This window comes from Escherichia sp. TW09308, from assembly GCF_000208565.1.
In the GTDB taxonomy this organism is placed as follows: domain Bacteria; phylum Pseudomonadota; class Gammaproteobacteria; order Enterobacterales; family Enterobacteriaceae; genus Escherichia; species Escherichia marmotae.
In genome coordinates, this window is sequence record NZ_AEME01000001.1 from 3,247,943 (window position 1) to 3,267,270 (window position 19,328).

Annotated in this window: 20 protein-coding genes and 2 pseudogenes; 8 read left to right on the forward strand and 14 right to left on the reverse strand. The window is 51.5% G+C overall.

Annotated elements, in window-relative coordinates:
* Window positions 1-3: 3 nt before the first annotated feature.
* The gene (yajQ, locus tag ESM_RS0115380; protein ID WP_001138904.1) at window positions 4-495 is read right to left on the reverse strand and encodes a nucleotide binding protein YajQ; all 492 of its coding nucleotides are present in this window, start codon (window positions 493-495) and stop codon (window positions 4-6) included.
* Window positions 496-662: 167 nt separating this feature from the next.
* On the opposite strand from yajQ, the gene panE reads away from it, so the two are divergent.
* Both panE and yajL read left to right on the forward strand, forming a co-directional pair.
* Window positions 663-1,574: a 2-dehydropantoate 2-reductase gene (panE, locus tag ESM_RS0115385; protein WP_000705856.1), complete on the forward strand. Its 912-nt coding sequence runs from the start codon at window positions 663-665 to the stop codon at window positions 1,572-1,574.
* Window positions 1,537-2,127 carry a protein deglycase YajL gene (yajL, locus tag ESM_RS0115390; RefSeq protein WP_001276331.1) on the forward strand — a complete coding sequence of 197 codons (591 nt, stop codon included), beginning with the start codon at window positions 1,537-1,539 and terminating at the stop codon, window positions 2,125-2,127. Before panE ends, yajL begins: the two co-directional genes overlap by 38 nt.
* 52 nt (window positions 2,128-2,179) lie before the next feature.
* Here yajL and thiI read toward each other — a convergent pair whose 3' ends face one another.
* A complete protein-coding gene (gene thiI / locus ESM_RS0115395) occupies window positions 2,180-3,628 on the reverse strand; it encodes a tRNA uracil 4-sulfurtransferase ThiI (protein WP_000668664.1) in 1,449 nt (482 codons plus the stop codon).
* Between the two features lie 205 nt (window positions 3,629-3,833).
* On the opposite strand from thiI, the gene xseB reads away from it, so the two are divergent.
* The 4 genes from xseB to yajO all read left to right on the forward strand — a co-directional run bounded on the left by xseB (window position 3,834) and on the right by yajO (window position 8,093).
* Window positions 3,834-4,076 carry an exodeoxyribonuclease VII small subunit gene (gene xseB, locus ESM_RS0115405; RefSeq protein WP_001124936.1) on the forward strand — a complete coding sequence of 81 codons (243 nt, stop codon included), beginning with the start codon at window positions 3,834-3,836 and terminating at the stop codon, window positions 4,074-4,076.
* Window positions 4,076-4,975, forward strand: a complete 900-nt coding sequence (gene ispA / locus ESM_RS0115410) for a (2E,6E)-farnesyl diphosphate synthase (RefSeq protein WP_000347244.1) — start codon at window positions 4,076-4,078, stop codon at window positions 4,973-4,975. The genes xseB and ispA overlap by 1 nt, the downstream gene beginning before the upstream one ends.
* Window positions 4,976-4,999: 24 nt before the next feature.
* Entirely contained in the window at window positions 5,000-6,862 is a 1,863-nt protein-coding gene (dxs, locus tag ESM_RS0115415; protein ID WP_000006775.1) for a 1-deoxy-D-xylulose-5-phosphate synthase, read from the forward strand.
* 256 nt (window positions 6,863-7,118) lie between these two features.
* Window positions 7,119-8,093, forward strand: coding sequence for a 1-deoxyxylulose-5-phosphate synthase YajO (gene yajO, locus ESM_RS0115420; RefSeq protein ID WP_001199769.1), 975 nt, complete (start codon window positions 7,119-7,121; stop codon window positions 8,091-8,093).
* A gap of 87 nt (window positions 8,094-8,180) precedes the next feature.
* Here the strand turns inward: yajO and pgpA are convergent.
* The 6 genes and pseudogenes from pgpA to nrdR form a co-directional block, all read right to left on the reverse strand.
* Window positions 8,181-8,694, reverse strand: a pseudogene (pgpA, locus tag ESM_RS01000000125030) (phosphatidylglycerophosphatase A).
* Complete coding sequence (gene thiL, locus ESM_RS0115430) at window positions 8,672-9,649, reverse strand: thiamine-phosphate kinase (RefSeq protein WP_000752126.1); 978 nt, start codon at window positions 9,647-9,649, stop codon at window positions 8,672-8,674. The pseudogene pgpA and the gene thiL overlap by 23 nt, the downstream one beginning before the upstream one ends.
* Window positions 9,650-9,726: 77 nt before the next feature.
* Window positions 9,727-10,146, reverse strand: a complete 420-nt coding sequence (gene nusB, locus ESM_RS0115435; protein ID WP_000801121.1) for a transcription antitermination factor NusB — start codon at window positions 10,144-10,146, stop codon at window positions 9,727-9,729.
* 19 nt (window positions 10,147-10,165) lie between these two features.
* Window positions 10,166-10,636, reverse strand: coding sequence for a 6,7-dimethyl-8-ribityllumazine synthase (gene ribH, locus ESM_RS0115440; protein WP_001021161.1), 471 nt, complete (start codon window positions 10,634-10,636; stop codon window positions 10,166-10,168).
* Between the two features lie 88 nt (window positions 10,637-10,724).
* Window positions 10,725-11,828 carry a bifunctional diaminohydroxyphosphoribosylaminopyrimidine deaminase/5-amino-6-(5-phosphoribosylamino)uracil reductase RibD gene (ribD, locus tag ESM_RS0115445; protein ID WP_001150410.1) on the reverse strand — a complete coding sequence of 368 codons (1,104 nt, stop codon included), beginning with the start codon at window positions 11,826-11,828 and terminating at the stop codon, window positions 10,725-10,727.
* 3 nt (window positions 11,829-11,831) lie between these two features.
* Complete coding sequence (gene nrdR / locus ESM_RS0115450; protein WP_000543535.1) at window positions 11,832-12,281, reverse strand: transcriptional regulator NrdR; 450 nt, start codon at window positions 12,279-12,281, stop codon at window positions 11,832-11,834.
* A gap of 149 nt (window positions 12,282-12,430) precedes the next feature.
* On the opposite strand from nrdR, the gene ESM_RS0115455 reads away from it, so the two are divergent.
* Window positions 12,431-12,970 carry a DUF3251 domain-containing protein gene (locus ESM_RS0115455; RefSeq protein ID WP_001091897.1) on the forward strand — a complete coding sequence of 180 codons (540 nt, stop codon included), beginning with the start codon at window positions 12,431-12,433 and terminating at the stop codon, window positions 12,968-12,970.
* Window positions 12,971-13,267: 297 nt separating this feature from the next.
* Window positions 13,268-14,152 (forward strand): nucleoside-specific channel-forming protein Tsx, encoded by an 885-nt coding sequence (tsx, locus tag ESM_RS0115460; protein ID WP_001515883.1) that lies wholly within the window; start codon window positions 13,268-13,270, stop codon window positions 14,150-14,152.
* Between the two features lie 38 nt (window positions 14,153-14,190).
* Here tsx and yajD read toward each other — a convergent pair whose 3' ends face one another.
* From yajD to tgt, 6 genes and pseudogenes are all read right to left on the reverse strand, one after another.
* Window positions 14,191-14,538 carry an HNH nuclease YajD gene (gene yajD / locus ESM_RS0115465; protein ID WP_000268400.1) on the reverse strand — a complete coding sequence of 116 codons (348 nt, stop codon included), beginning with the start codon at window positions 14,536-14,538 and terminating at the stop codon, window positions 14,191-14,193.
* 87 nt (window positions 14,539-14,625) lie between these two features.
* Window positions 14,626-14,778: pseudogene (locus ESM_RS01000000125035) on the reverse strand (type II toxin-antitoxin system RelE/ParE family toxin); the annotation flags it as partial.
* Window positions 14,779-14,969: 191 nt separating this feature from the next.
* Complete coding sequence (secF, locus tag ESM_RS0115470) at window positions 14,970-15,941, reverse strand: protein translocase subunit SecF (RefSeq protein ID WP_000046634.1); 972 nt, start codon at window positions 15,939-15,941, stop codon at window positions 14,970-14,972.
* 10 nt (window positions 15,942-15,951) lie between these two features.
* Window positions 15,952-17,799, reverse strand: a complete 1,848-nt coding sequence (gene secD, locus ESM_RS0115475) for a protein translocase subunit SecD (RefSeq protein WP_000934829.1) — start codon at window positions 17,797-17,799, stop codon at window positions 15,952-15,954.
* A 27-nt stretch (window positions 17,800-17,826) separates the two neighbouring features.
* Entirely contained in the window at window positions 17,827-18,159 is a 333-nt protein-coding gene (gene yajC, locus ESM_RS0115480; protein WP_000007629.1) for a preprotein translocase subunit YajC, read from the reverse strand.
* 22 nt (window positions 18,160-18,181) lie between these two features.
* On the reverse strand, window positions 18,182-19,309 hold the full coding sequence (tgt, locus tag ESM_RS0115485) for a tRNA guanosine(34) transglycosylase Tgt (protein ID WP_000667317.1): 1,128 nt from the start codon (window positions 19,307-19,309) through the stop codon (window positions 18,182-18,184).
* Window positions 19,310-19,328: the final 19 nt, after the last annotated feature.

The window sequence follows — 19,328 nt, forward strand, 5'->3', positions numbered from 1 at the left end:
CGATTAATCGCGGAAATTTTTGAACTGGAATGGCTGGCCGAGATCGCCACCACGCACCATCGCCATCACTGCCTGCAAATCGTCACGAGATTTACCCGTTACGCGGATCTCATCACCCTGAATTTGCGCCTGCACTTTCAGTTTGCTGTCTTTGATCATCTTGACGATTTTCTTCTGGGTCGCGCTTTCAATGCCCTGCTTCAGTTTCGCTTCCACAAACCAGGTTTTACCGCTATGAACGATATTTTCCGGTACATCCAGCGAGCTGCCTTCAATGCCGCGTTTCAGCAATTTGGCACGCAGAATGTCCAGCAACTGATTGACCTGGAAATCGGACTCGCTCAACACTTTAATGGTTTTGCTGGCGTCGTTCAGCTCAAACGACGCTTCAACGTTACGGAAGTCAAAACGAGACTCTACTTCGCGACTCGCGTTATCGACCGCGTTACGCGCTTCCTGAAGATCAACTTCAGAGACAATATCGAAAGATGGCATCTTTTTCTCTCCCTTCATTTTTGATGCGAAGCATAATACCTGCAAAGTTAAATAACAGACAGTCCTGCGCCAGGACGCATCCCTTAATTGTGCATGGTCACAACACCATGCACAATTAAGGGATAGCCTTATTGAACACCCGGTGTGGTTGCGGGTGAGGAGGAACAATGAAAATTACCGTATTGGGATGCGGTGCCTTAGGGCAATTATGGCTTACAGCACTTTGCAAACAGGGCCACGAAGTTCAGGGCTGGCTGCGGGTGCCACAACCGTACTGTAGCGTGAATCTGGTTGAAACAGACGGTTCGATATTTAACGAATCTCTGACCGCCAATGATCCAGATTTTCTGGCCACCAGCGATCTGTTACTGGTGACGTTGAAAGCCTGGCAGGTGTCTGATGCCGTCAAAAGTCTGGCATCAACACTACCTGTAACCACGCCAATTTTGCTGATCCACAACGGCATGGGCACCATTGAAGAGTTACAGAACATTGAGCAACCTTTACTGATGGGCACGACCACCCATGCAGCGCGCCGCGACGGCAACGTCATCATTCACGTGGCAAGCGGTATTACTCATATAGGCCCGGCGCGTCAACAGGATGGTGATTACAGCTATCTGGCAGATATTTTGCAAACCGTTTTACCTGACGTCGCCTGGCATAACAATATTCGCGCCGAGCTGTGGCGAAAACTGGCGGTTAACTGTGTGATTAATCCGCTGACTGCCATCTGGAATTGCCCGAATGGCGAATTACGTCATCATCCGCAAGAAATTATGCAGATATGCGAAGAAGTTGCGGCGGTGATTGAACGCGAAGGGCATCATACTTCTGCGGAAGATCTGCGTGATTATGTGATGCAGGTGATTGATGCTACGGCAGAAAACATCTCGTCAATGCTGCAGGATATTCGCGCGTTGCGCCATACAGAAATCGACTATATCAACGGTTTTCTGCTACGTCGTGCCCGCGCGCATGGGATTGCTGTACCGGAAAACACCCGCCTGTTTGAAATGGTAAAAAGAAAGGAGAGTGAATATGAGCGCATCGGCACTGGTTTGCCTCGCCCCTGGTAGTGAAGAGACTGAAGCGGTCACCACTATCGACCTGTTGGTTCGCGGTGGCATTAATGTCACTACTGCCAGCGTCGCCAGCGATGGCAACCTGGCAATTACCTGCTCGCGCGGCGTGAAGCTGCTGGCGGATGCGCCGCTGGTCGAAGTGGCCGATGGCGAATATGACGTGATTGTACTGCCTGGTGGGATCAAAGGTGCAGAGTGTTTTCGTGACAGCACCCTACTGGTCGAAACGGTTAAACAGTTCCACCGTTCCGGGCGTATCGTTGCGGCGATTTGTGCTGTGCCAGCCACGGTGTTGGTGCCGCACGACATCTTCCCGATTGGCAATATGACCGGCTTCCCGACGCTGAAAGATAAAATTCCCGCAGAACAATGGCAAGACAAGCGCGTCGTCTGGGACGCACGCGTAAAATTGCTGACCAGCCAGGGGCCAGGCACGGCTATTGATTTTGGTCTGAAAATTATCGACCTGCTGGTTGGGCGCGAGAAAGCCCATGAAGTCGCATCACAACTGGTGATGGCGGCAGGGATTTATAATTATTACGAGTAATGTCGATGCGGTAAGCGTCGCATCTGGCCAGATGCGACGTAAATACCCATAATTACGGGCGATACACTTTCACATTCTTAAAGCCCTGCTCGCGCAGATAGAGCGCCTGCAAGCGGCTCATCACCCCGCGCTCACACCACAACAGCCAGGTTTTGCTCTGGTCGAGATCGCCAAATTTAGTGCTCAATTTGTAGAACGGCAGGGAAACTACATCGATCCCTTCGACTTTCAGCGGTTTATCTTCCTGTTCATCGATAGAGCGAATATCGAGGATCACGTCATTCGGGCCGAAGCCATTGACGGTTTCCACTTCCACCACTTCCTGCTCGGTCTGCTGGGCGATTTCGCGAATATCAACGTTATTCGCTTCCTCAACCACTTTGTCGAGAATGCTGAAGTCGAACTTCTCTTCTTCCGCTTCAATCTTCGACTTAACCGCTTTCACCGTCGGGCTTTTGGAGATCACGCCGCAATATTCCGGCATCGTGCGGGCAAAGTCTTCAGTGCCAATCTGACGAGCAAGGTTAATGATGTGCTCTTTGTCGTAAGAGATCAGCGGACGCAGGATTAGCGTGTCAGAAACGTTATCAATCAGACGCAGGTTGGTCAGCGTCTGACTGGACACCTGGCCCAACGCCTCGCCGGTCACCAGCGCCTGTACGCCGTAACGCTCAGCCACTTTAGATGCGGCACGCACCATCATACGTTTGAGAATGACGCCCATCTGACCGTCGTCGATTTTCTCAAGAATTTCACCGACTACCGGTTCGAAGTTAATGGCGACAAAACGCACGCGGTGAGAGCTGCCAAAGCGATTCCACAGATAATGTGCCACCTGACGAACACCAATTTCGTGTGCCGCGCCGCCGAGGTTAAAGAAGCAGTAATGCACACGGCAACCGCGGCGCATCAGCATATAACTGGAAACGCCAGAGTCGAAACCACCAGAGATCAGCGACAGCACATCTTCCTGGGTGCCTATCGGGAAACCACCAATACCTTCGTAGCGGCCTTTGATCAGCAGCAGACGATCGTCTTCCACTTCCAGATGGACAGTCACATCCGGGTTAGTCAGCTTCACGCGAGCGGATTCAATATGTTGATTCAAGCCACCGCCGACGTAACGTTCCACATCAATCGAGCTAAAATCGTGCTTACCGCGACGCTTCACGCGTACACAGAAGGTCTTACCTTCCAGTTGGTCACGGTACTGAACCAACGCTTTCTCGAAAATATCGTGCATGTCGGTAAACGGCACGTCTTCGACTTCGAGAATATGGTGGATACCCGGAATGCGGGTCAAAGCGTCGCGAATTGCCAGACGCTGGTTTTCATCTTTCGCGCGAACTTCGATGTTATCCCAGTGACGGACAACTGCGAGCGTCTCATCATAGTGCTTTAAAACGTTACGAATATTCCCGGTAAGGATTTTTATAAAGCGCAAGCGCACAGATTGGCTCTTGATGGTGATTTCCGGGAACAATTTAATGATAAACTTCATGGCGGCAATGGTTCTTTGGCAAGTCTTAAGCGACTTGTTTGGGGAAAAATACAGCAGCCCACACCTGCGGCTGCATCCAGGCGCGGAAGTATACCACTAACATCGCTTTGCTGCGCATATCACCTTACCATTGCGCGTTATTTGCTATTTGCCCTGAGTCCGTTACCATGACGGGGCGTAAAATATTGAGAGTCAGACATTCATTATGCCGAAGAAAAATGAGGCGCCCGCCAGCTTTGAAAAGGCGCTAAGCGAGCTGGAACAGATTGTGACCCGTCTGGAAAGTGGCGACCTGCCGCTGGAAGAGGCACTGAATGAGTTCGAACGTGGCGTGCAGCTTGCACGTCAGGGGCAGGCCAAATTACAACAAGCCGAACAGCGCGTACAGATCCTGCTGTCTGACAACGAAGACGCCTCTCCAACACCTTTTACACCGGACAATGAGTAATGGACTTTCCGCAGCAACTCGAAGCCTGCGTTAAGCAGGCCAACCAGGCGCTGAGCCGTTTTATCGCCCCACTGCCCTTTCAGAACACTCCCGTGGTAGAAACCATGCAGTATGGCGCATTATTAGGTGGTAAGCGCCTGCGACCTTTCCTGGTTTATGCTACTGGTCAAATGCTCGGCGTAAGTCTGAATACTTTGGACGCACCAGCAGCAGCCGTAGAGTGTATCCACGCTTACTCATTAATTCATGATGATCTACCGGCAATGGATGATGACGATTTACGTCGTGGTTTACCCACCTGTCATGTGAAGTTTGGCGAAGCGAACGCCATCCTCGCCGGGGATGCTTTACAAACGTTAGCATTCTCGATTTTAAGCGATGCGGATATGCCAGAAGTTTCAGACCGTGACAGAATCGCGATGATTTCAGAACTGGCAAATGCCAGCGGTATTGCCGGAATGTGTGGCGGCCAGGCGTTAGATTTAGACGCGGAAGGCAAACACGTACCTCTGGACGCACTTGAACGTATTCATCGTCATAAAACAGGTGCGTTAATTCGTGCCGCCGTTCGTCTTGGTGCGTTAAGCGCCGGAGATAAAGGACGTCATGCCCTGCCAATACTCGACAAGTATGCAGAGAGCATCGGTCTTGCCTTCCAGGTTCAGGATGACATCCTGGATGTGGTGGGAGATACTGCAACGTTGGGTAAACGTCAGGGTGCCGACCAGCAGCTTGGCAAAAGTACTTACCCTGCACTTCTGGGACTTGAGCAAGCCCGGAAGAAAGCCAGAGATCTTATCGACGATGCTCGCCAGTCGCTGAAACAACTGGCTGAACAGTCGCTCGATACCTCGGCACTGGAAGCGCTAGCGGACTACATTATCCAGCGTAATAAATAAACAATAAGTATTAATAGGCCTCTGATGAGTTTTGATATTGCCAAATACCCGACCCTGGCACTGGTCGACTCCACCCAGGAGTTGCGACTGCTACCAAAAGAGAGTTTACCGAAACTCTGCGACGAACTGCGCCGTTATTTACTCGACAGCGTGAGCCGTTCCAGCGGACACTTCGCCTCTGGGCTGGGCACGGTCGAACTGACCGTGGCGCTGCACTATGTCTATAACACTCCATTTGACCAGTTAATCTGGGATGTGGGGCATCAGGCTTATCCGCATAAAATTTTAACCGGGCGCCGCGACAAAATCGGTACTATCCGCCAGAAAGGCGGCCTACACCCGTTCCCGTGGCGCGGCGAAAGCGAATATGACGTGTTAAGCGTCGGGCATTCATCAACCTCCATCAGTGCCGGAATCGGTATTGCGGTGGCTGCCGAGAAAGAAGGTAAGGATCGCCGCACCGTCTGCGTAATTGGCGACGGCGCGATTACCGCAGGCATGGCATTTGAAGCGATGAACCATGCGGGCGATATTCGTCCTGATATGCTGGTGATCCTCAACGACAACGAAATGTCGATTTCCGAAAATGTCGGCGCGCTCAACAACCATCTGGCACAGCTACTTTCCGGTAAACTTTACTCATCACTGCGCGAAGGCGGTAAAAAAGTCTTCTCTGGCGTGCCGCCAATTAAAGAACTGCTCAAACGCACTGAAGAACATATTAAAGGCATGGTAGTGCCTGGCACGCTGTTTGAAGAGCTGGGCTTTAACTACATCGGCCCGGTTGACGGTCACGACGTGCTGGGGCTTATCACCACGCTAAAAAATATGCGCGACCTGAAAGGCCCGCAGTTCCTGCATATCATGACCAAAAAAGGTCGTGGTTATGAACCAGCAGAAAAAGACCCAATCACTTTCCACGCCGTGCCTAAATTTGACCCGTCCAGCGGTTGCCTGCCCAAAAGCAGCGGCGGTCTGCCGAGCTATTCAAAAATCTTTGGCGACTGGTTGTGCGAAACGGCAGCGAAAGACAACAAGCTGATGGCGATTACGCCGGCGATGCGTGAAGGTTCCGGCATGGTCGAGTTTTCGCGGAAATTCCCGGATCGCTACTTTGACGTGGCAATCGCTGAGCAACACGCGGTGACTTTTGCCGCTGGTCTGGCGATTGGCGGGTACAAACCGATCGTGGCTATTTACTCCACCTTCCTGCAACGCGCCTACGATCAGGTGCTGCATGACGTCGCAATTCAAAAGCTACCGGTTCTGTTCGCTATCGACCGCGCGGGCATTGTTGGTGCTGATGGTCAAACCCACCAAGGGGCTTTTGATCTCTCCTTCCTGCGCTGCATCCCGGAAATGGTCATTATGACCCCAAGCGATGAAAACGAATGTCGCCAAATGCTTTACACCGGTTACCACTACAACGATGGCCCGTCAGCGGTGCGTTACCCGCGCGGCAATGCAGTTGGCGTGGAACTGACGCCGCTGGAAAAACTGCCGATTGGTAAAGGTATCGTGAAGCGTCGCGGTGAAAAACTGGCGATCCTCAACTTTGGTACTTTGATGCAGGAAGCGGTGAAAGTCGCTGAATCGCTAAATGCTACGCTGGTCGATATGCGTTTTGTGAAGCCGCTTGATGAAGCGTTAATTCTGGAAATGGCCGCCAGCCATGAGGCGCTGGTCACCGTTGAAGAGAACGCCATTATGGGCGGCGCAGGCAGCGGCGTGAACGAAGTATTGATGGCACATCGTAAACCGGTGCCAGTGCTGAATATTGGCCTACCGGACTTCTTTATTCCACAAGGAACGCAGGAAGAAATGCGCGCCGAGCTCGGCCTCGATGCCGCCGGAATGGAAGCCAAAATCAAAGCCTGGCTGGCATAATCCCTACTCCACTCCTGCTATGCTTAAAAGATTGTTCATAGACTCTAAATAATTCGAGTTGCAGGAAGGCGGCAAACGAGTGAAGCCCCAGGAGCTTACATAAGTAAGTGACTGGGGTGAACGACAAATCCGCATGGAGCGGATTTGAACGCTGTTTGCAGCGGCCCTGTTAAGGGTGAGGCCATGGATGGGCCGAATAACTCGCAGCCGCAGCACATGCAACCTGAAGTATGACGAGTATAACGGGAGTGGCAGCATGCAATACAACCTCTTAGGGAAAACCGACCTTCGCGTTTCCCGACTTTGCCTCGGCTGTATGACCTTTGGCGAGCCAGATCGCGGTAATCACGCATGGACGCTGCCGGAAGAAAGCAGTCGCCCAATAATCAAACGCGCCCTTGAGGGCGGCATTAACTTTTTTGATACCGCGAATAGCTATTCCGATGGCAGCAGCGAAGAGATCGTCGGTCGCGCATTGCGGGATTTCGCCCGTCGCGATGACGTGGTCGTCGCGACAAAAGTTTTCCATCGTGTCGGTGACTTACCAGAAGGATTATCCCGCACGCAAATTTTGCGCTCTATTGACGACAGCCTGCGTCGTCTCGGCATGGATTATGTCGATATCCTGCAAATTCATCGCTGGGATTACAACACGCCGATTGAAGAGACGCTTGAAGCCCTGAACGACGTCGTAAAAGCCGGAAAAGCGCGTTATATCGGCGCGTCATCAATGTACGCCTCCCAGTTTGCTCAGGCGTTGGAACTGCAAAAACAGCACGGCTGGGCGCAGTTTGTCAGTATGCAGGATCACTATAATCTGATTTATCGTGAAGAAGAGCGCGAGATGCTGCCGCTGTGTTATCAGGAAGGCGTGGCGGTTATTCCGTGGAGCCCGCTGGCACGGGGCCGTCTGACGCGTCCGTGGGGTGAAACCACTGCACGACTGGTTTCTGACGAAGTGGGAAAAAATCTCTATAAAGAAAGCGATGAGAATGACGCGCAAATAGCTGCCCGTTTAGCCGGTGTAAGTGAAGAACTGGGCGTTACGCGGGCACAAGTTGCACTGGCATGGCTATTGAGCAAACCCGGCATTGCCGCACCGATTATCGGAACTTCGCGGGAAGAACAGCTAGATGAGTTACTGAATGCGGTGGATATCACGTTGAAGCCGGAACAAATTGCCGAGCTGGAAACGCCATATAAACCGCATCCGATAGTGGGATTTAAATAGGTATGCAGGTCTGATAAGACGCGGCAAGCGTCATATCAGACATCGCGCACAACCGCCGGATGCAGCGTGAACGCCTTACCCGGCCTGCTACAGAATACCCATCGGCCAGTGATGGCCGATAAAATAGAGTATTCCAGCGGAAATCACTCCGGCGACAATATCGTCGATCATGATCCCCATGCCCATGCACATTGCGATCAAACCAGCGGATCGGCCACGGTTTCCACATATCCAGAATCCGGAAAATGACAAACCCGGCAGCGACCCACTGCCAGTCATTGGTCGGCAGCGCCATCAGGGTGATCCACATGCCGATAAACTCATCCCAGACGATACTGCCGTGATCGTGCACACCCATATCTTTCGCCGTCTGATGGCAAAGATAGACGCCGATGCAGATCCCCAGCATTACCACCAGTGAGTAGAGTTGCCAGGGCAAAAAAGTCATCAGATACCAGAAGGGGATCGCCGCCAGCGAGCCCATCGTACCTGGAACAATCGGGCTTAACCCACTCCCAAACCCTGTAGCCAACAAGTGCCACGGGTTACTCATCTTCAGGCGACTTTTCGCGACATCTTTATGGCGTGGCAAAATGGTCATATCCTTTCCAGTCAACCGTGACAGGTTCGCCGTCACGCACAAAATAAAGCCCTTCGATATCGGCGGTCATTTGCCCGATACAAGTAAACGGTACGCCCAGGTGCCCCAGAGCAACATCCAGCGCGCCACGGTTAAGCTCCGGCACAGTAAAGCACAACTCATAATCTTCGCCACCAGAGAGCGCCCAACGCAGCGCCTGTTCCGGTTCAACATGACGTGAAAGTGCGTCAGAGAATGGCAACAATGTCAGATCAATTCGTGCGCCGCAGTCGCTGGCTTTCACGATATGCCCGAGATCGGAGATCAGACCGTCAGAGAGATCGATGGCTGAACTCGCCAGATCGCGCAGTGCCTGCCCCTGTAAAATACGCGGCGATGGGCGGAGATGACGTTTTATTAAATACTCCGCATCTTTAGCATCTGCAACCTGCAAACGGTTTTGCAAAATCGCCAGCCCGGCGGCGCTATCGCCCGGCGTACCGGTCACATAGATCCAGTCACCCGGTTTCGCACCTGAGCGCGTTAAAGCTCGTCCCATCGGGACAAAGCCGTGGATACCCAACGTCATTGATAGCGGTCCACGCGTGGTATCGCCGCCAATGAGCTGCATATCGTAATAATTGAGGAGCTCGAAAAGACTGTCGCTGAAGGATTCAAGCCACGCTTCGTCCACGTTCGGTAAAGTCAATGCCAGCGTCAGCCAGGCTGGATCGGCCCCCATCGCCGCCAGATCGCTTAAGTTTACCGCCAGTGCTTTATACGCCAGATCAGCAGGATCGATGTCAGGGAGGAAATGGTTACCCGCCACCAGCGTATCAGTGCTGATTGCCAGGGTCTGTTTCTCGGGGATATTGAGAAGTGCACAATCGTCACCGATGCCAAGTTCGACATCAAGACGAGAGCTTCTTACTCGGTCAAAATAACGGGCAATCAGGGAGAACTCGCCACATGCCATACGTTACGCCTCAGCAGGTAAAAAAGAAAAGGCCGGCGAGTGCGGAACTGTTTTCCGTTACTCTACCGGCCTGGATATCACTTTTTGTTAGGGCGAATCACAGGTGCTGCTTTATCGAGTACACCGTTGACGAACTTATGGCTGTCTTCTGCGCCGAACGATTTCGCCAGCTCGATCGCTTCGTTAATAGCCACTTTGTACGGCACATCGCTACGTTTAGACAGCTCGTACAGCGCAATGCGCAGTACCGCTTTTTCTACCTGGCCCAGCTCTTCCAGCAGGCGAGACAGATATGGCTTCATCAGTCCGTCGAGGTATGCGGTGTTAGTCGCCACCCCGGCCAGCAGCTCACGGAAGTACAGGATGTCAACGTCTTTTACATCCTGTTCAGCCAGGAACTGGTATTCAACATCAGCGATGTCGTTCTGGGACAACTGCCAGGAGTAGAGCGCCTGGACGGCACACTCACGAGCGCGGCGACGAGCAGCAGGTTTCACGGATTTCCCCTTACTAATTTCAGGCCTTGATGGCTTTCAATACATTAATCATTTCAAGCGCGGTCAGTGCAGCTTCTGCACCTTTGTTACCAGCTTTGGTGCCAGCACGTTCGATCGCTTGTTCAATGCTTTCGGTGGTCAACACACCAAAAGCAACCGGAATTTCGCTGTCCTGGGCAACATGCGCCAGGCCGTTGCTTGCACCGCCAGCGACATATTCAAAGTGGGCAGTGCCACCACGAATAACGGTTCCCAACGCAATCACCGCGTCGTATTTACCGGTTTTTGCCAGTGCGCCTGCCGCCAGCGGCAGCTCATAGGCACCAGGCACCCAAACAACGGTAATGTTTTCATCTTTTACCTGACCGATACGTTTCAGTGCGTCAATCGCACCTTCCAGCAGGCTGTCATTGATAAAGTTGTTGAAACGCGCAATGGTGATGGCGACGCGAGCGTCCGGGGTAGCAACGTTAGCTTCAATAATGTTCATTTTTTTCCTTCGGGTTCGAGTATGGCCCCGCAGGGGGGCGGATTTTAGCATAATATTTCGTGCGCTGCTTCCCTTTCGAGCCGGGAGATCATGCGCCCACTAAATGCAGGCAAACATCCGGGCCTACATGACGTATCTCTTTGAATTTAAATTGGGGCGCGTCGGCTAATTTCTCAAGCCCCGGCAGCGTACATAATCCGCGGGCGTCGCTGCCTAATAGTTTAGGTGCGATATAGACAATCAGTTCATCGACTAAACCCGCCTGTAGCAGTGCTCCAGCGAGCGTTGGCCCCGCTTCCACCCAGATGCTGTTAATTTGCTGTTTACCCAGTTGCATCATCAGCACAACCAGATCCAGATGACCTTTATGTTCTGGAATCAGCAAGGTGCGCACCGTTTCCGGCCATTCACGAGAATCATCCTGAGTGCGCGCGAACCAGGTTTCACCCGGCTGCTGCACAATGCGATGTTCCGGCGTTACGCGATTTTGGCTATCAATCACAATGCGTACCGGCTGGCGTAGATTTTGTTGCGGATAAAGCGCCTGAGTTTGTTCATCCAGTTCAGACCAACGCACCGTTAAAGCCGGATCGTCCGCCAGCACCGTGGCGCTGCTGGTTAAAATAGCATGACTTTGCGCACGCAAACGCTGAACATCGCGACGCGCCTGGGGAGAAGTGATCCACTGGCTTTCGCCGTTGGCCATCGCCGTGCGGCCATCAAGCGACGCGCCAAGTTTCAGTTGGATATAAGGAAAGCCAGTGCGCATCCGCTTAAGAAAGCCTTTATTCAACGGCTCGGCTTCGCTCATCATCAGGCCGTGGCTGACGTCAATCCCTGCTTGTTGCAGACGATAAAGTCCACGCCCTGCGACCTGCGGGTTAGGATCCTGCATTGCGGCAACCACACGCGCCACGCCAGCAGCAATTAGCGCATCACAGCACGGTGGTGTACGACCATGATGGCTACAAGGTTCGAGTGTCACATACGCAGTTGCACCTTTAGCTTTTTCACCTGCCATGCGCAACGCGTGTACCTCGGCATGTGGTTCACCCGCACGGTGATGATAACCTTCACCGACAATTTCGCCATCTTTGACAATGACGCATCCGACATTCGGATTGGGATGCGTGGTGAAACGTCCTCGTTGCGCCAGCTTTAGCGCCCGCGCCATGTAATACTCATCCTGCACGGTTTAGTCCTCCAGGCGCGCGATCTCTTCGCCAAATTCTTTGATATCTTCGAAACTGCGATAGACAGAGGCAAAACGGATATAGGCGACTTTATCGAGTTTTTTCAATTGCTCCATCACCAGATTGCCAATCATCTTGCTCGGCACCTCGCGCTCACCGGTGGCGCGGAGCTGTGACTTTATATGGTTAATCGCCATTTCGACATCATCGGAACTTACCGGACGTTTTTCCAGCGCCCGCAGCATTCCGCTACGCAATTTTTCTTCATTAAACGGTTCGCGCACGTCGTTGCTTTTAACAACGCGTGGCATAACCAGTTCCGCCACTTCAAACGTGGTGAAACGTTCATTACACACCAGACACTGCCGACGGCGGCGTACGGATGAACCCTCGCCCACGAGACGAGAGTCAATAACCTTAGTGTCCACGGCGAAACAGAATGGGCAATGCATACGGCATCCTGACCAGGTGGTTAACAGAAATCTATTTTACCCTGAACTGACGATACAACAAAGGCGCAACGCTTTTGAGACAAAGGATCGATGTTTTCGCTGCTTTTTCCCTCTACCATTAGGCTAATTGCGACAAGAAAGGGACAAGCATGAACACTCACGTTTTTCGACTGCTCTTGCTGGGAAGCCTGTTCAGCTTAAGCGCCTGTGTACAGCAAAGCGAAGTACGACAGATGAAACAAAGCGTCAGCACGCTGAATCAAGAGATGATGCAACTCAATAAAGAGACCGTCAAAATCACTCAGCAAAACAGGCTGAATGCACAATCCAGCAGTGGGGTTTACCTTCTGCCGGGAGCAAAGACACCAGCGCGTCTGGAAAGCCAGATCGGCACCTTACGTATGTCGCTGGTGAATATTACGCCAAATGCAGATGGCACTACGCTGACGCTGCGTATTCAGGGCGAATCCAATGATCCCTTACCCGCGTTCAGCGGTACCGTTGAATATGGGAAAATTCAGGGAACAATCGACAACTTTCAGGAGATCAATGTGCAGAATCAATTGATTAACGCCCCTGCCAGTGTCCTCGCGCCCAGTGATGTTGATATTCCGTTACAGTTAAATGGCATTTCAGTGGATCAGTTAGGCTTTATACGCATCCACGACATTCAACCTGTTATGCAGTAAACGTTTCGCGGGGCATTTTGTGTGTCCCGCAACATCTTTCCCCATCATTTTGTTATTCCGCTTACATCACCCGGATTGATAGTAAAAGTTTGCAACAAAGGTGAAAGTCAGTACAATCCCCGCCCGAATGTGTGTAAACGTGAACGCAATCGATTACGTAAATGATAGAACTGTGAAACGAAACATATTTTTGTGAGCAATGATTTTTATAATAGGCTCCTCTGTATACGAAATATTTAGAAACGCAATTTGCGCCTTTTTCACTCCCGTAAGGGATTTTCAAACAGTGGCATACATATGAAAAAAACATTACTGGCAGCCGGTGCGGTACTGGCGCTCTCTTCGTCTTTTACTGTCAACGCAGCTGAAAACGACAAACCGCAGTACCTTTCCGACTGGTGGCACCAGAGCGTTAACGTTGTCGGAAGCTATCACACCCGTTTCGGACCGCAGATCCGCAACGATACCTACCTGGAGTACGAAGCATTCGCTAAAAAAGACTGGTTCGACTTCTATGGTTACGCGGATGCGCCGGTATTCTTCGGCGGTAACTCCGATGCAAAAGGTATCTGGAACCACGGTTCTCCGCTGTTTATGGAAATCGAACCGCGTTTCTCCATCGACAAACTGACTAATACCGATCTCAGCTTCGGTCCGTTCAAAGAGTGGTACTTCGCGAACAACTACATCTACGACATGGGCCGTAACAAAGATGGTCGCCAGAGCACCTGGTATATGGGTCTGGGTACGGACATCGATACTGGCCTGCCGATGAGCCTGTCCCTGAACGTGTATGCGAAATACCAGTGGCAGAACTACGGCGCAGCGAACGAAAACGAGTGGGACGGCTACCGTTTTAAAGTGAAATACTTTGTACCGATTACCGATCTGTGGGGCGGCCAGTTGAGCTACATCGGTTTCACCAACTTCGACTGGGGTTCCGATCTGGGTGATGACAGCGGTAACGCAATCAACGGTATTAAAACGCGTAGCAATAACTCTATCGCTTCCAGCCATATTCTGGCGCTGAACTATGATCACTGGCACTACTCTGTCGTCGCGCGTTACTGGCATGACGGTGGTCAGTGGAACGACGATGCAGAACTGAACTTCGGTAACGGCAACTTCAACGTTCGCTCTACCGGTTGGGGTGGTTACCTGGTGGTAGGTTACAACTTCTGATTATGAAAATGCCGGATCTTGTATCCGGCATTTTTTTATCACTTCTTCTTGTTCATCATCGCTTTTAAATCAGCGAACGGATTGTATTTCGCTTCGCCAACATCTTTCTGCGCATCTTCCCCTGCAATAACGCTCGTACCATACTGATCTGCCTCGGTATATTTCGAATGTTCATGATCGTGGCAATAAAGACACAGTAATTCCCAGTTACTACCATCTTCCGGGTTGTTGGTATGGTCGTGATCAATATGGTGCACAGTTAGCTCACGCAGGTTGGAATAGACAAACTCGCGGGAACAACGTCCACACACCCACGGATAGAGTTTCAGCGCCTTTTCACGATAACCGCTTTCTAACCGCGCATAGTTTTTGGGGATGACAGCCATAATAAATTACCTGGAAGAAATGTAGGGTTACGCGCAGTTTCCCAAGATGTAGGGATTTTCGCAATCCTGAGTAAATAAATTCTCACATTACCAGTGACGGCGAGGTTCCATCTGCTGATGAAGAATACGCACAATGAGAATGTCATCTACTCTTATAACGTAATAAACAGTATGAAACCTAAATGCGATATTCTTTACCTCTGGAACCGCATCATAGTCTTGCCCTATCCCGGGCATTTTCTAGTTATTCGCCAACGCTTACTAAGGTAATTTTGCGCATAAGCGATCTCCACGTATTAACTATTAATACAAAGTATATGTCAGAACTATCTCTACAACCAAAGCTGTATTCAGTTCAATATGCAATAACCAAAAAAAACCGCAGCGCAAAAACGCCACGGTTTTTTTAACTGAACGGCTTTAAAACACCCTTACGGCAGAATTGACGGTTGATCCGCCCCTTCTTTTTCCACTTTCTGCTGCAGCATGTGCTCACGCTTCATGCCCAGTTTCAGAGCCAGTGCCGATGCTACGTAGATAGAAGATGCCGTACCGATGGAAACACCAATTAGCATGGTCAGCGAGAAGCCTTCCAGCACCGGGCCACCGAAGAGATACAGCATCAGGATAACCATCAAAGTAGTACCGGATGTGATCAAAGTACGGTGCAGCGTCTGGGTCAAGGACACGTTAAAGATTTCGTAAGGCGTACCGCGACGGATTTTGCGGAAGTTTTCACGAATACGGTCCGATACCACGATACTGTCGTTAAGTGAGTAACCGATGACCGACATCAACGATGCCACAATGGTCAGGTCAATCTCGATATGGAATAACGACAAAATACCCAGCGTAATGATAACGTCGTGTGCCAGCGCGATAACCACCCCTGCCGCCAGTCGCCACTCAAAGCGGAAACCCACGTAGACAAGGATAGACAGCAGCGCCGCCATCAACGCCATCGCACCGGTTTGCGCAAGGTCTGCCCCCACGCTCGGGCCGACGAACTCAATACGCTTCACCGCCGCGTTCTGGTTGGTAGATTCGTTAATAACTTTCAGAACCTGACTACCCAGCACCTGACCGCCTATTTCGCCTTCAGCAGGCGGCATACGGACCATGATGTCGTGGCTGCTACCGAAGTTTTGCAGCATCGGCTCTTCAAAGCCCGCTTTCTGCAATGCATCACGCATTACGTCAATTTCAGCCGGTTTTTCGAGCGTAATTTCGATAACCGTACCACCGGTAAAATCCAGCCCCCAGTTAAAGCCACGCACGCCCATAATGACGATAGCAGCAATTAACAGCAGACCAGAGATGCCGAAGGCCCAGTAGTCCCAGCGCATAAAGTCATAGACTTTACGACCGTGGTTTAGTTGTTCAACAGTATATTCCTGTGCCACATCGCACTCCTCAGATTGACAGCTTCTTGACGCGCTTGCCGCCATATAGCAGGTTTACGATGGCACGCGTACCGACAATCGCGGTAAACATCGACGTCGCCACACCGATACCGGTAGTAATCGCGAACCCTTTAATTGCCCCAGTACCAACCGCATACAGGATGATGACTTTAATCAGCGTGGTGATGTTCGCATCGAAGATAGAACTGAACGCGCCACGATAACCTTCGTCAATCGCCTGCTGAACGGTACGTCCGTTGCTCAACTCTTCTTTAATACGTTCGTTGATCAGTACGTTCGCATCGACCGCCACCGCAAGGGTTAAGACGATACCCGCAATACCCGGCATACTCAGCGTTGCACCTGGCAACAGCGACATAATGCCGACGATCAAGATCAGGTTGGCAATCAGTGCACTGGTCGCAATCAGACCAAACTTCTTATAGAAGAGGATCATGAACAGAATAGAAACCAGCAGACCGGCGAGACACGCTTCCAGCCCCTGCTCAATGTTCTGCATACCCAGAGTCGGACCAATGGTACGTTCTTCAACAATCTGAATCGGCGCAATCAACGCACCGGCACGCAGCAGCAGCGACAACTGACGCGCTTCGTTCGGGTTGTTGATACCGGTGATACGGAAGCTGTTACCCAGACGAGACTGGATATTCGCGATGTTAATCACCTCTTCCTGTTTCACCAGAACCGCACGACCGTTAGCATCTTTCTTACCGCTGTCTTTGTACTCCACGAACAGGGTTGCCATCGGTTTACCGATGTTGTCCTTGGTGAAGTTAGACATGATGTTGCCACCAGCGCTGTCGAGCGAGATGTTAACCTGCGGCTGGTTGTATTCGTCCTGGCTGGAAGTGGAGTCGGTGATATGGTCACCGGTCAGGATCACGCGTTTGTACAGCACAACCGGCTGACCTTCGCGGGTCTGTTTCACTTCAGAGTCACCCGGTACGCGGCCAGATGCGGCAGCAGCCTGGTCAACGTTGGTGTTTACCAGACGGAATTCCAGCGTTGCTGTCGCCCCCAGAATCTCTTTCGCACGCGCAGTGTCCTGAATACCAGGCAATTCAACAACGATACGATCTGCACCCTGGCGTTGTACCACAGGCTCAGCGACACCAAGCTGGTTTACACGGTTACGCAGGATGTTGATATTCTGCTGCACCGCATATTCACGCGCTTCACTGAGACGCGCATCGCTCATCACCGCACGCAGTTGGTTGCCACCCTGGCTGCTAATGACCAGATCGGGATGGCGTTTGCTCAGATACGCAATGGCTTCATCACGCGCATTAGAGTCACGGAAGGTGATGCTCAGACCGTAATTATTTTCTTTACGAACAGTGGTATACGGGATGCCTTTTTCGCGCAAGTCGCTGCGCAGGCTGTCGATATTTTGTTCCTGGAGTTTGCCCAGCGCAGTGTCCATATCCACTTCCATCAGGAAGTGAACGCCACCACGCAGGTCAAGACCGAGCTTCATCGGCTCAGCGTGAATAGCTGCCAGCCAGCGCGGCGTTGCCGGGGCAAGGTTAAGCGCCACGACGTATTTGTCACCCATAACGCCCATTAATGCTTCACGAGCGCGCAGTTGGGTGTCAGTGGAGTCGAAGCGCGCAAGAATAGCGCCCTCTTCCAGTGCCACAGACTTAGCAGTTATTTTTTCTTCTTGTAACGTTTTCTGGACCTGGATCAGCGTTTGCTCACTGGCGGCGACTCCGCGCGCGCCAGTGATCTGAACAGCCGGATCCTCACCAAACAGGTTGGGAAGCGCGTAGAGCAGACCGATGACAATCACCACGATCAGCATGACGTACTTCCACAAAGGATAACGGTTTAACACGGCAATTCCCTTAGGGAAAAATTTTAATTACAGCGCCTTCATGGTGCCTTTCGGCAGAACGGCGGCTACGAAGTCACGTTTAATAACTACTTCAGTGGTGTCATTCAGTGCGATAGCAATGTAGCCGTTTTCCGCTACTTTGGTTACGCGACCTACCAGGCCACCGTTCGTCAGCACTTCATCACCTTTGGCGATGGAGTCCATCAGCTTTTTGTGTTCTTTGGTGCGCTTCTGCTGTGGGCGCAGGATCATGAAATAGAAAATCAGACCGAATACCACCAGCATCAAAATCAAAGACATCGGGCTACCTTGTGCCGGAGCACCCGTTGCCGCTACCGCATCAGAAATAAAAAAGCTCATTAAATTTCCCTCATTATTAATATTAATCAACGTTCAAAGGTGGTACTTCTCGCCCCTGACGCTGGTAAAAATCAGCTACGAAGCTCTCTAATTTACCCTCTTCAATAGCCTTGCGTAAACCCGCCATCAAACGCTGGTAGTAACGAAGGTTATGAATGGTGTTGAGTCGCGCGCCTAATATTTCGTTGCAACGGTCGAGATGATGCAAGTAGGCACGTGAATAATTGCGACAGGTGTAGCAATCACACTCAGGATCGAGCGGCCCGGTGTCGCTCTTATACTTCGCGTTGCGAATTTTCACCACGCCATCGGTCACGAACAGATGACCGTTACGCGCATTACGTGTTGGCATTACGCAGTCAAACATATCGATACCGCGGCGCACGCCTTCAACCAGGTCTTCCGGTTTACCAACGCCCATCAGGTAACGCGGTTTGTCTGCCGGAATTTGCGGGCACACATGCTCCAGAATACGGTGCATATCTGCTTTCGGCTCACCCACAGCCAGACCGCCGACAGCGTAGCCATCAAAACCGATATCTACCAGACCTTTAACAGAGATATCACGTAAATCTTCGTAAACGCTGCCCTGAATGATGCCAAACAGCGCATTTTTGTTTCCGAGACTGTCAAAACGCTCACGGCTACGCTTCGCCCAACGCAGAGACATCTCCATGGAACGTTTTGCGTAATCCCAGTCAGCGGGATACGGCGTACACTCGTCAAAAATCATGACAATATCTGAACCAAGATCGTACTGAATCTCCATCGATTTTTCAGGATCGAGGAAAATCGGGTCGCCGTTGATAGGGTTACGGAAGTGCACGCCCTGTTCGGTGATTTTACGGATATCGCCAAGGCTGAAGACCTGGAAACCACCGGAATCGGTGAGGATTGGGCCTTTCCACTGCATAAAATCGTGCAGATCGCCATGCAGTTTCATGATTTCCTGGCCCGGGCGCAGCCACAGGTGGAAAGTATTGCCGAGGATAATTTGTGCGCCAGTGGCTTCAACTTCTTCCGGCGTCATTCCTTTTACGGTGCCGTAAGTGCCCACGGGCATAAAACAAGGCGTTTCCACTACGCCGCGATCAAAGACCAGGCGGCCACGGCGTGCGCGACCGTCGGTGGTGTCCAGTTCAAATTTCATTTTTTCTCCACTACGTCAG